General features: G+C 70.3%; 15 protein-coding genes. 9 read left to right on the plus strand and 6 right to left on the minus strand.

What is annotated here, in order from left to right; genetic code table 11:
- The first annotated feature begins 6 nt into the window (after positions 1–6).
- The 7 genes from pqqB to JOY88_RS20880 are packed head-to-tail and all read left to right on the plus strand — an operon-like array spanning position 7 to position 4,893.
- The gene (pqqB, locus tag JOY88_RS20850) at positions 7–942 is read left to right on the plus strand and encodes a pyrroloquinoline quinone biosynthesis protein PqqB (RefSeq protein WP_293504569.1); all 936 of its coding nucleotides are present in this window, start codon (positions 7–9) and stop codon (positions 940–942) included.
- Entirely contained in the window at positions 939–1,592 is a 654-nt protein-coding gene (locus JOY88_RS20855) for a hypothetical protein (protein WP_293504570.1), read from the plus strand. Before pqqB ends, JOY88_RS20855 begins: the two co-directional genes overlap by 4 nt.
- Positions 1,589–2,200, plus strand: a complete 612-nt coding sequence (locus JOY88_RS20860) for a hypothetical protein (protein WP_293504571.1) — start codon at positions 1,589–1,591, stop codon at positions 2,198–2,200. The genes JOY88_RS20855 and JOY88_RS20860 overlap by 4 nt, the downstream gene beginning before the upstream one ends.
- Positions 2,197–2,688, plus strand: a complete 492-nt coding sequence (locus JOY88_RS20865; protein ID WP_293504572.1) for a hypothetical protein — start codon at positions 2,197–2,199, stop codon at positions 2,686–2,688. The genes JOY88_RS20860 and JOY88_RS20865 overlap by 4 nt, the downstream gene beginning before the upstream one ends.
- Positions 2,689–2,690: 2 nt before the next feature.
- Positions 2,691–3,407, plus strand: a complete 717-nt coding sequence (locus JOY88_RS20870; protein WP_293504573.1) for a hypothetical protein — start codon at positions 2,691–2,693, stop codon at positions 3,405–3,407.
- Positions 3,404–4,264: a sensor histidine kinase gene (locus JOY88_RS20875; RefSeq protein ID WP_293504574.1), complete on the plus strand. Its 861-nt coding sequence runs from the start codon at positions 3,404–3,406 to the stop codon at positions 4,262–4,264. Before JOY88_RS20870 ends, JOY88_RS20875 begins: the two co-directional genes overlap by 4 nt.
- The gene (locus JOY88_RS20880; protein WP_293504575.1) at positions 4,261–4,893 is read left to right on the plus strand and encodes a response regulator; all 633 of its coding nucleotides are present in this window, start codon (positions 4,261–4,263) and stop codon (positions 4,891–4,893) included. The genes JOY88_RS20875 and JOY88_RS20880 overlap by 4 nt, the downstream gene beginning before the upstream one ends.
- Positions 4,894–4,908: 15 nt before the next feature.
- Here the strand turns inward: JOY88_RS20880 and JOY88_RS20885 are convergent, their stop codons facing one another.
- Positions 4,909–5,214 (minus strand): high-potential iron-sulfur protein, encoded by a 306-nt coding sequence (locus tag JOY88_RS20885; RefSeq protein ID WP_293504576.1) that lies wholly within the window; start codon positions 5,212–5,214, stop codon positions 4,909–4,911.
- A gap of 75 nt (positions 5,215–5,289) precedes the next feature.
- Positions 5,290–7,032 (minus strand): PQQ-dependent methanol/ethanol family dehydrogenase, encoded by a 1,743-nt coding sequence (locus tag JOY88_RS20890; RefSeq protein ID WP_293504577.1) that lies wholly within the window; start codon positions 7,030–7,032, stop codon positions 5,290–5,292.
- A 280-nt stretch (positions 7,033–7,312) separates the two neighbouring features.
- On the opposite strand from JOY88_RS20890, the gene exaC reads away from it, so the two are divergent.
- Positions 7,313–8,836: an acetaldehyde dehydrogenase ExaC gene (exaC, locus tag JOY88_RS20895; RefSeq protein ID WP_293504578.1), complete on the plus strand. Its 1,524-nt coding sequence runs from the start codon at positions 7,313–7,315 to the stop codon at positions 8,834–8,836.
- Between the two features lie 37 nt (positions 8,837–8,873).
- Positions 8,874–9,263 (plus strand): DUF779 domain-containing protein, encoded by a 390-nt coding sequence (locus tag JOY88_RS20900; RefSeq protein ID WP_293504579.1) that lies wholly within the window; start codon positions 8,874–8,876, stop codon positions 9,261–9,263.
- On the opposite strand, the gene JOY88_RS20905 is transcribed toward JOY88_RS20900, so the two are convergent.
- From JOY88_RS20905 to JOY88_RS20920, 4 genes are read right to left on the minus strand one after another with little or no spacing between them, the layout of a single operon-like run.
- Positions 9,248–10,516 carry a glycoside hydrolase family 10-like protein gene (locus JOY88_RS20905; protein ID WP_293504580.1) on the minus strand — a complete coding sequence of 423 codons (1,269 nt, stop codon included), beginning with the start codon at positions 10,514–10,516 and terminating at the stop codon, positions 9,248–9,250. The two genes, JOY88_RS20900 and JOY88_RS20905, sit on opposite strands and share 16 nt — an antisense overlap.
- 2 nt (positions 10,517–10,518) lie before the next feature.
- A complete protein-coding gene (locus tag JOY88_RS20910) occupies positions 10,519–11,652 on the minus strand; it encodes an acyltransferase family protein (protein WP_293504581.1) in 1,134 nt (377 codons plus the stop codon).
- Entirely contained in the window at positions 11,649–12,932 is a 1,284-nt protein-coding gene (locus JOY88_RS20915; protein ID WP_293504582.1) for an MFS transporter, read from the minus strand. Before JOY88_RS20915 ends, JOY88_RS20910 begins: the two co-directional genes overlap by 4 nt.
- A complete protein-coding gene (locus JOY88_RS20920) occupies positions 12,929–13,810 on the minus strand; it encodes an N-acetylmuramic acid 6-phosphate etherase (RefSeq protein ID WP_293504583.1) in 882 nt (293 codons plus the stop codon). Before JOY88_RS20920 ends, JOY88_RS20915 begins: the two co-directional genes overlap by 4 nt.
- Positions 13,811–13,878 lie beyond the last annotated feature (68 nt).

Genomic DNA, 13,878 nt, shown 5'->3' on the forward strand with positions numbered 1-13,878 from the left:
CCACCCATGAAGCTGCGCGTGCTCGGCTCCGGCGCGGGCGGCGGCTTCCCGCTGTGGAACTGCTGTTGCCGGCAATGCAGCGCCTGGCGGCGCGGCGAACTCGACGCGAGCGCGCGTACGCAGAGCTCCATCGCCATCTCGCAGGACGGCCGGCCCGGTGATGGCTGGCTGCTCGTCAACGCCTCGCCCGACCTGCCGCAGCAGATCGGCGCCACGCCGGCGCTGCAGCCCGGCCAGGCCGGCGAGCAGCCCATCCGCGCCGTCGTGCTGCTGGACTCGCGGCTGCACCATGTCGCGGGCCTGCTGAGCCTGCGCGAGAGCCGTGAGCTGGAGGTCTATGCGACACCGCTGGTGTTCGAGGACCTGACGTCCGAGTTGCCGCTGCTGAACGTGCTGGAAAGCTACTGCCGCGTGCGCTGGCGCATGCTGCCCATCGCCGGCGACACGCGCAGCGCGGCCTTCGAGATCCCGGGTTTGCCGGCGCTGAGCTTCGCCGCCGTGGCCGTGCCGGCGCAGGCGCCGCGGCACGCGCGGCTGCGCAGCGACGCCGCAGGTGAATGCATCGCACTGCAGGTGCAGGACCTGCGCAGTGGCCGGCGCCTGTTCCTGTCGCCCGCGCTGGCCGGTGTCGGCGAGGCCGAGCTGGCCTGCATGCGCGAGGCCGACTGCATCGTCGTCGACGGGACGTTCTGGACCGAGCTGGGCCTGCGCGACGCCGGCCTGGGCGCCGTAAGCGCCAGCGACAAGGGCCACCTGCCGCAGCGCCGCCACGGCGAGCAGCCCGGAATGATGGACGTGCTGCTCGCCAGCGGCGCGCCGCGAAAGGTCCTCACCCACATCCACCACAGCAACCCCATCCTCGACCGCCGCGGCCCCCAGCGCCGCGAGCTGCAAGAGCAGGGCATCGAGGTGGCCCACGACGGCATGGAGATCGAACTTTGAACGCGCTGCCCTTCTTCACCCGCTCCGCATCACCCGCCCGTCCGCCCGAGCCGCTGTGGCTGCAATGGCTGACCCTGTGCGGGGGGCTGGCCTTCTGCACCTGGCTGCTGGGCCTCAAGGGCGTCTGGGCTCTGCTGCTGGGCGCCGACCCCACGGGGCTGACGCTGGTCATCATCGCGGTCTTCCTGTGCGCCACGCTGTGGTGCGGCCAGCGCTCGCGCGAGCTGCAGCGCCAGCGGTCGCTGCTGGCCGCGCCGCGTGCCGATCAACCCAGCTGGGCCAGCGACTACATGGCCGCGCTGCGGCATGACGCCGGTACCGCCGCCGACCTGCTGCTGGAGCACAGCCATGGCCCGCACGGCACGGCCTGGTGGGTCAACGGCATCCAGTTGAAGCTGGGCCTGCTGGGCAAGGTCATCGGCTTCTCCATGCTGGCGTTGACCATAGGCAGGATGCAGAGCTTCGACCCGGCGCAGTCGCAGGAGCTGTTGCGCAGCCTGACCGCGGGCCTGGGCGTGGCGCTGCTGACGACCATGGTGGGCCTGGTGGGCAACATCCTGCTGGGCCTGCAGCTGACACGGCTGGACCGCTTCGCGGATGTCCTCGTCGCCGACATCCAGCGCGCCGCGCTGCCCGGGGACGCCGCGTGACACGCCGCCCGCGCCGGGCCTCGCGCGAGGCCGAGGTCGACCCCTTCTACGACATGCTGTTCAACCTGCTGATCGGCTTCGTGTTCTGCTTCATCGTCGCCTTGCTGGCGATGAATCCGCGCGCGCTGAAGGCCGGCGACGTGCCGTCCAAGGCCGAGTACCTGATCAACGTCGCCTGGCCCGACAACAGCCCCAACGATATCGACACCTGGGTGCAGGACCCGGGCGGCAACCTGGTCTGGTTCCGCCAGCGCGAGGCCGGGCTGATGTACCTGGACCGCGACGACCGCGGCGAGGGCAACGCGTCCACCATCATCAACGGCCAGCGCATCCAGAGCCCGTTCCGCCAGGAGGTGGTGACCATACGCGGCATCGTGCCGGGCGAGCATGTCGTCAACGCCCAGTACTACCAGTCCCACGACGGCCAGCCGGTGCCTGTGACCGTGACGGTCATCAAGGTCAATCCGCGCGCGGACGTCGTCTTCCACGGCACGGTCAAGCTCGCCCGCCAGGGCGACGAGGTCACGGCCGTGCGCTTCACGCTGCTGCCGGACGGCAGTGTCACCAACGTCAACACCCTGCCCAAGAGCTTGATGCAAAGACCATGACCCTGCCCATCATCCTGAGCTTCGCCGCACTGCTGCTGCTTTGCACCCTGGCCCTGCTGCAGTCACGCTGGCCCGCCTGGCTGCGCGGCCTGCTGGTGGTGGCGGTGAGCGGCTTCTACTTTTACGCCGAGGTGGCCATCCACACGCTGTGGGGCTGGCCCAGCGGCGACCCGCTGCCCGAGCGCTTCGTGCTGCTGGCCGCCGTCATCGAGGAGCCCGGACCCAAGCGCGACGGCGCGCTCTACGTGTGGGTCAACGCGGTGGAGGACGGCAAGCCCGCGGCCCAGCCGCGCGCCCACCAGCTGCCCTACAGCAAGGACCTGCACGGCCTGCTCAACGAGGGGCTGAAGAAGGTCCGCAACGGCATCAGCCAGCTTGGCACCGCCGAGGCCAAGCCGCGCAAGGGCTTGGCCTGGCTGCGCCCGGGCAGCGACGAGCAGCAGGTCAAGCTGCGCGACATGCCGCTGCCGCAACTGCCGGAGAAGTGAGCATGCGCCTCTGCCTCCTGTCCGTCCTGATGGTGCCGATGCTGCTGTGCGGCTGCGGCCGCTCGCCGGGTGCCGGCAACGAAGCCTGGTTTCCGCTGGAGGCCGGGCATCGATGGACCTATGTGGTCACCACGCGCAACGGCGCCGACACCTCGGAGCGCGAGCGCCTGACGCTGAGCACGCTGGGCTCGGACACGCTGGTGCTGGACGACAAGCCAGCCTGGCAGCGCCGCAGCGACAGCGGCGCGAGCTACTGGCTGCGCGCTGACGACACCGGCGTCTACCGTGTCGCCAGCAAGAGCGACATGCAGGTGGACCCGGTCGCCGATGCGCCGGGCCGTTACGTGCTGAAGGCGCCCTTCGTGGTGGGCACGCAATGGCAGGCGCCGACGACGGCCTATCTGCTGATGCGCACCCACGAGTACCCGCGGGAGATCAAGCACAGCCACCCCGCCATCCCCATGACCTACCAGATCGAGGCGGTGAACGACGAGGTGCAGGTGGCGGCGGGCAGGTTCTCGCCATGTCTGCGCGTGCGCGGCAGTGCCAGCGTGCGGGTCTTCGTCGATCCCATCAGCGGCTTCCGCGACCAGCCGCTGGCGACGCTGGAGTGGTACTGCCGCGGCGTGGGCCTCGTGAAGCTGGAGCGCAGCGAGCCGTCCAGCTCGCCCATGCTGGTGGGCGGCTCGCGCACGCTGGAGTTGGAGGCCTGGCAGTGAAGGCCTCCGTGCGCGGCGACCTGTTGTGGGTGGGCGCGGCTACGCTCGCCGCCTATGCGCTGGGCAGCGCCTGGCAGTGGCGCGAGGGTCTCAGCGGCCTGCTGGAGCACTACGAGCATTGGCAGGTTGACGAGTTGCCGCTGGCGATCACGGTGATGGCGCTGGGCCTGGCATGGCAGGCCTGGCGCCGCCACCGCGAGGTCGCCCGGCTGCTGCGGCACAACCGCGAGCTGGCACGCCAGCTCCTCAATGTGCAGGAGCGCGAACGCCAGGCGCTCGCGCGCGAGTTGCATGACGAGCTGGCCCAGCATTGCGCGGCGATCCGGCTCGAAGCCGCCGTGGCCGAGCGCTGTGCCGAGCTGGTCCAGGCCCAGGACGCCGCGCGCCGCGCCGCCGCCAGCGCGCACAGCCTGCAGGTCGGCGTGCAGCGCCTGCTGCGCCGGCTGCGCCCGGCCGACCTCGACGCGCTGGGCCTGTGCGCCGCGCTGCGCACCCTTTGCGCCCAGCGCCCCTGGCCAAGCTGCCGTTTCGCCACCGATGCGGACGAGCATGGCAGCTTCGGCGAGGATGTGGACATGGCCCTCTACCGCGTCGCACAGGAGGCGCTGTCCAACGTGCTGCGCCATGCCCACGCGACGGCGGTGGACATGCGGCTGGACGCGGCGCCCGGCGGTGTGCGCCTGAGCGTGCGGGACGACGGCCTGGGCTTCGATGCCGACACGGTGACCGGCGGCCTTGGCCTGCTGGGCGCGCGCGAGCGCGCGGTGGTGCTGGGCGGCGAGCTGAGCGTGCACAGCGTGCCGGGCCAGGGCACGCGCGTCGAGCTGTGGCTGCCGCTGAACGGAGGCCCCGCGTGACGCGGCTGCTGCTGGTGGACGACCACCCGGTCGTGCGCGCCGGCTACCAGCGCCTGCTGGAGTTGGGCGGCGCCTGGCGCGTCGTCGCGCAGGCCGGCTCGGTGGACGAGGCGCTGGATCTGCACCGCGATCACCAGCCCGAGCTGACCATCACGGACCTGGGTCTGCCCGGGCGCGGCGGCCTGGAGCTGCTGCGCCATCTGCTGGAGCGCGACGCCGGCGCGCGCGTGCTGGTGTTCAGCATGCACGAGGGCGAGGCCATGGTGAGGCGTGCGCTCGCGATGGGCGCGCGCGGCTATGTCAGCAAGAGCAGTGCGCCGCAGGAACTGCTGGACGCCGTGGCCCGCGTGATGGCGGGCCGGCGCCACCTGTGCGCCGGGCTGCCGGCGCATTGGCTGCAGGCCGCGCCGCGCGACCCGGACGGGCTGGACGCATTGAGCGATCGGGAGTTCGAGGTCTTCCGCCTGCTGGCCGAAGGGCGCACGCCGGCGGACTGCGCCGGCACGCTGCACCTCAGCCCCAAGACCGTGTCCAACCTGCAGACGCAGATTCGCGACAAGCTGGGCCTGGCCAGCACCGCCGCGATGGCGCACCTGGCGCTGCGCCGTGGTCTGATCGGCACCGCCTGAGCGGCGGCGCCCGGGTCAGCCAGGGATCTTGGCCCAGGCCACGCACCAGCCGTTCTTGGCGACCTGGGCCTTGCGGCCGAACATCGCGCAGCCGCTCCATGGGTCGGTGGGCTTGGCCTGCCAGAACTGGCAGTTGGCGCAGTGCTGGTCGGCCTGGTGCCTGGGGAACTTGGCGGCGTCGACCTTGGTGGTGTCGTGCTTGTAGCCCAGTGCGACGGCGGTCTCGCTGGATTCGTCGACGGGGGTGGCCTGGACCAGCGTCGGGCAGGCCAGGCAGGCGGTGGTCGCCTGGAGCATGAAGATGCGGCGGGTGGGATGCATGGGAACCTCGGAATAAAACGCGGCGCCGGCCGGCCTGCGCGGGCCGGCGCCTTCACAGCAGCGGGAGGGACCGGCTTACTTGGCGAGCTTGAAGACCCAGACCATGCCGCCCTGCTCCAGGTAGTTCACCTTCTTGGCCACGTCGCCGCCCCACAGCGGCACGGCGCCACCCCAGCCGGAGACCACGCCGATGTACTGCTCGCCGTTCTGCATCCATGACACCGGGGGCGCGACGACGCCCGAGCCGGTCTGGAACTGCCAGACGACCTTGCCGGTCTTGGCGTCCGCGGCCTTGAGCCAGCCCTCGGGCGTGCCCCAGAACACGAGGTTGCCGGCGGTGGTCAGCACGCCGCCCCACAGCGGTGCGCCGTTCTTCACCTCCCAGACGATCTTGCCGGTCTTGGGATCGATGGCGCGCAGCGCGCCGATGTAGTCCTCGTTCAGCGTCTTGATCGTGAAGCCGGCGCCGAGATACGCCGCGCCTTTCTTGTAGGCGATGGGCTCGTTCCAGATCTCCATCCCCCATTCGTTGGCGGGCACGTAGAACAGCTTGGTGTCGGGGCTGTAGGCCATGGGCATCTGGTTCTTGCCGCCCAGGAAGGAGGGTGCGGAGAACACCGAGTTGCCCTTCTTGCCGTCGGCGCCGGCGGTGGGGTCGCCGGGGCGGTTCTCGGGCACAAAGTTGGGCCGGCCGGTCTTCAGGTCTATGCCGGAGGCCCAGGTGATCTTCTTGACGAAGGGGAAGGCGTTGGCAAGCTGGCCGTTGTTCGCGTCCAGCACGTAGAAGTAGCCGTTGCGATCGGCTTTGGCGCCCATGCGCTTGCCGTCCATGTCGAAGGTGATGAACTCGTTGACGCCGTCGAAGTCCCAGCCGTCGTTGGGCGTGCCCTGGTAGTGCCACTTGATCTGGCCGGTCTTCACGTCGATGGCGACGGTGGCGCAGGAGAACAGGTTGTCGCCCTGGCGCAGGTGGCTGTTCCAGGGCGCGGGGTTGCCGGTGCCGAAGTAGGCCAGGCCGGTCCTGGCGTCGTAGCTGCCGCCCAGCCAGGTGGCAGCGCCGCCGGTCTTCCACAGGTCGCCCGGCCAGCTCTTGCCCAGCGTGCCGGAGACACCGTTCTCGGTCTTCTTGCCGTTCTTGTCCCAGATGTAGCCCATGTGGCCTTCCACCGTGGGGCGCATCCAGACCATCTTGCCGGTCTTGGGGTCGCGCGCCTCGACGCGACCCACCACGCCGAACTCGCCGCCGGACACGCCCGTCAGCAGCAGGCCGCCCGCGATGATGGGCGCGGCCGTGGCCGAGTAGCCGGCCGCGTAGTCGTCGATCTTCTCCTTCCAGACCACATCGCCTGTGTTCTGGTCCAGGGCCACCAGTTGTGCGTCCAGCGTCGCGAAGATGACGAGGTTGTCGTACAGCGCCGCGCCGCGGTTGACGACGTCGCAGCAGGGCATGATGCCCTCGGGCAGGCGGTGCTCGTACTTCCAGAGCTTGGCGCCGGTGGCGGCGTCGAGCGCGAAGATGCGCGAGTACGACGCGGTCACGAACATCTTGCCGTTGTGGATGACCGGCTGCGACTCCTGGCCGCGCTGCTTCTCTCCGCCGAAGGAGAAAGCCCAGGCCGGCACCAGCCGGGCGGCGTTGCCGGTGTTGACCTGCTTGAGCGGCGAGTGGCGCTGGCCCTCGGTGCCCAGGCCCCAGGACAGGACCTCCTGGCCGGACTTGGCCGAGGCCTGGATCATCTGTTCGGTCACGGCGGCCGGCGCGCTGCCGGCGGCCAGCAGGGCCAGGGACAACAGGGCGGCGAGGGGTTTGAGTTGCATGGTTCTGTCTCCGGTGTTGATGGGGCTCCGCGGCCGTGCAGAGGCGGCGCGGATGAGCGGCAGCGGCGCAAGCTCCATGCCAGTCGAAATCGCCGCGGGATGGAGCACTCCGCGGCGCCGGGCGGCCCGGCGGGCTGTGGCAGGGCGGCCGGGCTGCTCCAGGCTGCAACAGTCGGCCCGTGCTTTCCCGTAAGCGCGGGCCTTGCAGCCGGGCCCGGCGGCGCTGGCACGGGTTCTGCGTTGTCCAGCGAGCCCCAACCCATCCGCACAGGAGACAGCCATGACCGTCTACGCCGCCCCCGGCACCCCAGGCGCCAAGATCGCCTACAAGCCCCGCTACGACAACTTCATCGGCGGCAAGTTCCAGCCGCCCGTCGACGGCCAGTACTTCGATGTGGTGTCGCCCATCAACGGCAAGGTCTACACCCAGGCCGCACGCTCCACGGCCGCCGACATCGACAAGGCGCTGGACGCCGCCCACGCGGCCGCGGCGAAGTGGGCCGCCACGCCGCCGGCCGAGCGCGCCAACCTGCTGCTGAAGATCGCCGACCGCATCGAGGCCAACCTGGAGCTGCTCGCCTATGCCGAGACCGTGGACAACGGCAAGCCCATCCGCGAGACGCTGAATGCCGACATCCCCCTGGCGGCCGACCATTTCCGCTACTTCGCCGGTTGCGTGCGCGCACAGGAAGGCGCGCTCAGCGAGATCGACCACAACACCATTGCCTACCATTTCCACGAGCCGCTGGGCGTCGTCGGCCAGATCATTCCGTGGAACTTCCCCATCCTGATGGCCGCGTGGAAGCTGGCCCCGGCCCTGGGCGCCGGCAACTGCGTGGTGCTCAAGCCGGCCGAGAGCACGCCCATCAGCCTGCTGGTGCTGACCGAGCTGATCGCCGACCTGCTGCCGCCGGGCGTGCTGAACATCGTCAACGGCTTCGGCCGCGAGGCCGGCATGCCGCTGGCCAGCAGCAAGCGCATTGCCAAGATCGCATTCACCGGCTCCACGGCCACCGGCCGCGTCATTGCGCAGGCTGCCGCGACCAACCTGATCCCGGCCACGCTGGAGCTGGGCGGCAAGAGCCCCAACCTCTTCTTCGAGGACGTGATGGCGGCCGACGACGCCTTCCTCGACAAGGCCATCGAGGGCCTGGTGCTGTTCGCGTTCAACCAGGGCGAGGTCTGCACCTGCCCCAGCCGCGCGTTGATCCAGGAGAGCATCTATGACCGTTTCATGGAGCGCGCGCTCAAGCGCGTTGCGGCCATCAAGCAGGGCAACCCGCTGGACACCGACACCATGATGGGCGCCCAGGCCTCAGCCATGCAGATGGACAAGATCCAGACCTATCTTGCGCTGGGCAAGGAGGAGGGCGCCAAGGTGCTGATCGGCGGCGAGCGCGCGCAGCTGGGCGGCGACCTGGCCGGCGGCTACTACATCCAGCCGACGCTGTTCCAGGGCCACAACAACATGCGCATCTTCCGCGAGGAGATCTTCGGCCCGGTGCTGGCCGTGACCACCTTCAAGGACGAGGCCGAGGCGCTGGCCATCGCCAACGACACACCCTACGGCCTGGGCGCCGGCGTGTGGAGCCGCGACGGCAGCCGCGCCTACCGCCTGGGCCGCGGCATCCAGGCCGGCCGAGTGTGGACCAACTGCTACCACGCCTACCCGGCGCACGCGGCCTTCGGCGGCTACAAGGAATCCGGCATCGGCCGCGAGACCCACAAGGCCATGCTGGACCACTACCAGCAGACCAAGAACCTGCTGGTCAGCTACTCGCCGAACGCGCTGGGCTTCTTCTGACGCGGGCGGGGCGGCCCCGGCCGCCCCCTTCATCGCCATGAGCGACCGCATTCCCCGCGTACGGGCCAGCGAGGCGGCACAGGCGCTGATCGCAGAACTGCAGCGCGAGCATGGCGAGCTGCTGTTCTATCAGTCGCACGGCTGCTGCGCCGGCAGCGCGCCCATGTGTTTCGCCGCGCACGAGCTCAGGCTCAACGCCGACGATCGCCTGCTGGGCAGCGTGGACGGCGTGCCGGTCTACGCCAGCGAGGCCCAGTGCGACTACCTGGCCGGCCTGCAGATGACCCTGGACGTGGCGCCCGGCAACAGCGGCAGCTTCGGCCTGGAGGATGGCTCGGGGCAGCACTTCGTCGCCCACCTCCGGCTCTGGACCGACGCGGAGGTGGCGCGACTGGCGCCCATCACGCCTGCTCAGGGCTTGGCGTAGGGGCCGCTGCGCAGTGCGTCGGCGATGCCCTTGCGGTTCTGCGCCAGCGCGGCCATGCTGAAGTGGACATGGCCGCTGCCCGGCGAGACGCTCCGGATGATGTCGATCTGGGCCAGCACCTCGTCGGGCTGCCAGCTCTTGTCGGTGTCGTTGATGCGGCTGGTGAACAGGCCCGGGTGGATGGGCCGGCCCAGCGGGTTCTGCGCGCGCCAGGCTTGCAGCAGCGGCTCGAAGGCCTGGGCCGTCTGCGCGCGCGGCCAGTAGAGCTGGGGCGCGAGATAGTCCATCCAGCCCTCGCGCAGCCACAGCTCCACGTCGGCGTAGAGCTTGTCGTACTGGCTGAAGCCGCTGATGCCCGGCGGGCGTGCGGCGGGCTTGGGCATGCCGAAGGGGCTGACGCCCACGCGCGTGCCGGGGCGCACCTCATGGGCCAGCGCGTACAGGCGCTGCACCAGCGTGTTGACGTTGTAGCGTCGCCAGTCGTGGCGGCTGAGCGAGCCGCCCTTGGCCAGGTACTTCTGCCAGCTGGGCTCGTCGGGGAAGTCGATCTCCTGCTTGGTGGCCGGGTCCTGGATGGGGTAGGGGTAGAAGTAGTCGTCGATGTGCACGCCGTCGACGGCGTAGCGGCTCAGCAGGTCACGGACGACGGCCAGCGTGTGCTCGGCGGCCTGCGGCTCGCCCGGGTCCATCCACAGCTGGTCGCCGTAGCGCTTCACCCAGTCGGGGTGGGTGCGGCTGACGTGGCTGTCCGCCACCGCCGACTTGGCGGAGCTGTGACGCGAGCGGTAGGGGTTGAACCAGGCGTGCAGTTCCAGGCCGCGCGCGCGGCACTCCTTCAGCCAGACGGCCAGCGGGTCGTAGCCGGGGTGTTGGCCCTGGGTGCCGGTCAGGTACTCGCTCCACGGCTCCAGCTTGGACTCGTACAGCGCGTCGTTGCTGGTGCGCACCTGCAGGATCAGTGCGTTCAGGCCGACGCCGACGGCGGTGTCGCACAGCGCGCGGATCTCTGCCTGCTGTGCCTCGGCGCTGAGGCCGGGCTTGCTGGGCCAGTCGATGTTGGCGACCGTGGCGATCCATGCGGCCCGCCATTCGCGTGGCGGCGGCGGGGGCAGGGGGCCGGCTTCCGCTGTCGCGGGTGCGGGCGGCGCGGCGGCGAGCGCGGCTTCGCCGGGCTGCACGGTCGGCACCGGGGGGGTCGCGCAGGCGGCGAGCAGGGGGGCGGAGGCGAGGCTGAGGAGGTGTCGGCGTTTCATTGTCAGACTTTCACGAACCAGTGCTTGCGGTACATGAGCCAGGCGATGGCGTACATGACGAGCAAGAAGAGCAGGGCGTGCAGCAGCGAGGCGTTGACGGGCGCAAGTCCCGAGTCGCGCAGCGGCGCGTACAGCACGCGGCCCAGCGTGCGCCCGTCGGCGAACTTGACCGTGTACATCATCTTGGCCAGCAGCCCCGACAGCGCGAACAGGAACAACGCGTTCATGCCGAACACGACCAGCGGGTGCAGCAGGCGGGCCCAGCGCGCGCGGGCCAGCGGCTGGGGCATGGCGTCCAGCAGCCAGTAGAAGGCGGCGAAGACGATGCAGGCCCAGCCCGCCATCGTGAAGACATAGGACGGCGTCCACAGCGACTTGTTGATGGGCATCAGCCAGGCGTCCAGCACCTGGCCCAGCCACAGCGACGCCAGGCCGGCCAGTACCCAGGTCATGGTCTTCTCGGCGGGCTGGCGGTTCGACGCGAGCACATAGCCGGCCAGCACGCCCAGCAGCTGCGAGGCCACCGCCGGCAGCGTGGACAGCAGGCCCTCCGGATCCCAGGTCTTGGCCTGGCGCCACAGGTGGCCGTCCAGCAGCAGGCGGTCGAGCCAGGCGCCGACGTCCTTGCCGGGCTCCAGCAGGCCGACATGGACGACGCCCTCGGCGTCCGGCACCGGCACGCAGAGCTGGATCAGCGCATAGACCGTCATCAGCCCCAGCGCCCACAGCGCCACGCCGCGCCGGCCGCACCAGATCACGATGGGCGCGGCCAGCAGCGTGCACAGGCCCAGGCGCTGCAGCACGCCGGGCAGGCGCACGGTCTCGAAGTTGAAGCCGGGGATGAGGTTGAGCAGCAGCCCGATGCCGATGATGACGAGGGCACGGCGCGCGGTATTGAGCAGCAGCGCCGTCTTGTCGGTGCCGGCCTGGGCACGGCGCGCAAGGCTGATCGTCATCGCCATGCCGCTGATGAAGACGAAGAAGGGGAAGACCCAGTCCGTGAACGTCCAGCCGTGCCACCTGGCATGCAGCAGCGGCGCATAGACGTTGCCCCAGTCGCCCGGGTTGTTGACGAGCAGCATGGCCGCGATGGCGAAGCCGCGGAAGGCGTCCAGGGACAGCAGCCGGTCCTTCATGCGTCGCCCTCCTTCTTGCCGAAATCGTCCGGCACCCGGATCAGCGCGGCCATGACGATACTCGGCACGGTGGCCAGCAGCACCCAGACGAAGAAGGGCACATAGCCGATGTGGTCCTGCAGCCAGCCGCTCCACATGCCCGGGATCATCATGCCCAGCGCCATGAAGCCGGTGCAGATCGCGTAGTGGGCGGTCTTCTGCGGGCCCTCGGCGACGTGGATCATGTACATCAGATAGGCCGTGAAACCCAGGCCGTAGCCGAACTGCTCGACGGCCAGCGCGGCGCTGATGATGGCGAGATGGGTCGGGTGCGTCAGTGCCAGCACCAGGAAGGCCACGTTGGGCACATGCATGGCCAGCACCAGCGGCCACAGCGCGCGCTTCAGGCCGATGCGGGAAATGACCCAGCCGCCGGCCAGCCCGCCCAGTGTCAGCGCCGTCAGGCCCACCGTGCCGTAGGCGATGCCGACGGCCTTGGTGGACAGGCCCAGGCCGCCCTTGTCGACCGGGTCCAGCAGGAAGGGGCTGGCGAGCTTGAGCAGCTGCGCCTCGGGGAAGCGGTAGAGCAGGAGGAAGCCGAGGATGACGGCGATGCCCGGCTTCTTGAAGAAGCTGGCGAAGACGGCGAAGAACTCGGCCACCAGGCCGCGCGCCGCGCCGCCGCCGACACCGCGCGCATCCGCCGCGGGCCGCGGCAGCACCAGGCCATGCCAGACGGCCAGCGCCACGAACAGGCCACCCAGCAGCCAGAACACCAGGCTCCAGGCCTGAACGACGCTGCCGCTGCGCTCGGTCAGCTCGCCGGCCAGGTAGACCAGGCCGCCCTGGCCGCCGATGTTGGCCAGGCGGTAGAAGGTGGAGCGCACGCCCACGAAGGCGGCCTGGCTGTGCTGCGGCAGCGCCAGCATGTAGTAGCCGTCGGCCGCGATGTCGTGCGAGGCCGAGGCGAACGCCATCAGCCAGAACACCGCCAGCGAGAGCTGGAAGGCCTTGTCCGTCGGGATGGTCAGCGCCACGCCGGCCAGGGCCGCACCGACGAAGAACTGCAGCACCGTCACCCAGCGCCGCTTGGTACCGAACAGCTCCGCCAGCGGCGACCACAGCGGCTTGATGACCCAGGGCAGGTAGAGCCAGCTCGTGTAGAGCGCGATGTCGGTGTTGGAGATGCCCAGGTTCTTGTACATGACGACCGACAAGGTCATCACGACGACATAGGGGATGCCCTGGGCGAAGTAGAGCGTGGGGATCCACGCCCAAGGCGACCGGTGGTTGGCGCTCACGCGGCCAGCGCCCGGCTGACGCTGCCGTCGACGGCCTCCAGCAGCCTGCGGGCCTCATCGGCGCCCACGCTGCGCTTGAGCATGACCAGTGCCGTCTTCACGTGGTTGTCGCAGGCGGCCAGGGCCGCCTGCGCTTCCGCCTCGCTGGCGCCGGAGGCGCGCACCGTCAGCGCCAGCGCCCGCTTCACCAGCTTGGCGTTGGTGGCCTTCAGGTCCACCATCAGGTTGCCGTAGACCTTGTTGAGCCTCACCATCAGCGCCGACGAGAAGGTGTTCAGCGCGATCTTCTGCGAAGTGCCGGCCTTCAGCCGGGTGCTGCCGGAGATGACCTCGGGGCCGGTGTCCAGCACGATGCCGATGTCGGCCTGCTGCGCCACCGGCGCGCCGGGGTTGTTGGCGATGCCGATGGCCAGCGCGCCGGCCGCGCGCGCGGCCTCTATGGCGCCCAGCACATAGGGCGTGCCGCCGCTTGCTGCCAGCAGCAGCGCGACGTCGTTGGGGCCGGGGTTGAGCGCGGCGAGGTCGGCTGCGCCCTGGGCGCGGTCGTCCTCGGCGCCTTCGACGGCGACGAACATGGCGCTCTGGCCACCGGCCAGCACGGCCACGGCGCGCTCGCGTGGCCAGGAGAAGGTGGGGTAGAGCTCCACACTGTCCAGCACACCCAGGCGGCCCGAGGTGCCGGCGCCGGCATACAGCAGCCGGCCGCCGGCGCGGATGCGCGGCAGCGCGGCGTCCACGGCCGCGGCGAGCTGCGGCGCGGCGGCCCGGACGGCGGCGATGGCGGCCGTCTGGTCGTCGATGAAGGCCTCCAGCAGGGCGGGTGTGGCGTAGCTGTCCAGGTCGGGGTGGCGGGTGCTCGGGGTTTCAGTGTTCAGCATGGGCAAAGGGGGCGCGATCATCAAGCCCGCGGACTCTAGCTCGCCCCCGGCCCCTGACGAATGCCGCA

Source organism: Roseateles sp. (genome assembly GCF_019237615.1).
Lineage (GTDB): Bacteria > Pseudomonadota > Gammaproteobacteria > Burkholderiales > Burkholderiaceae_C > Pelomonas.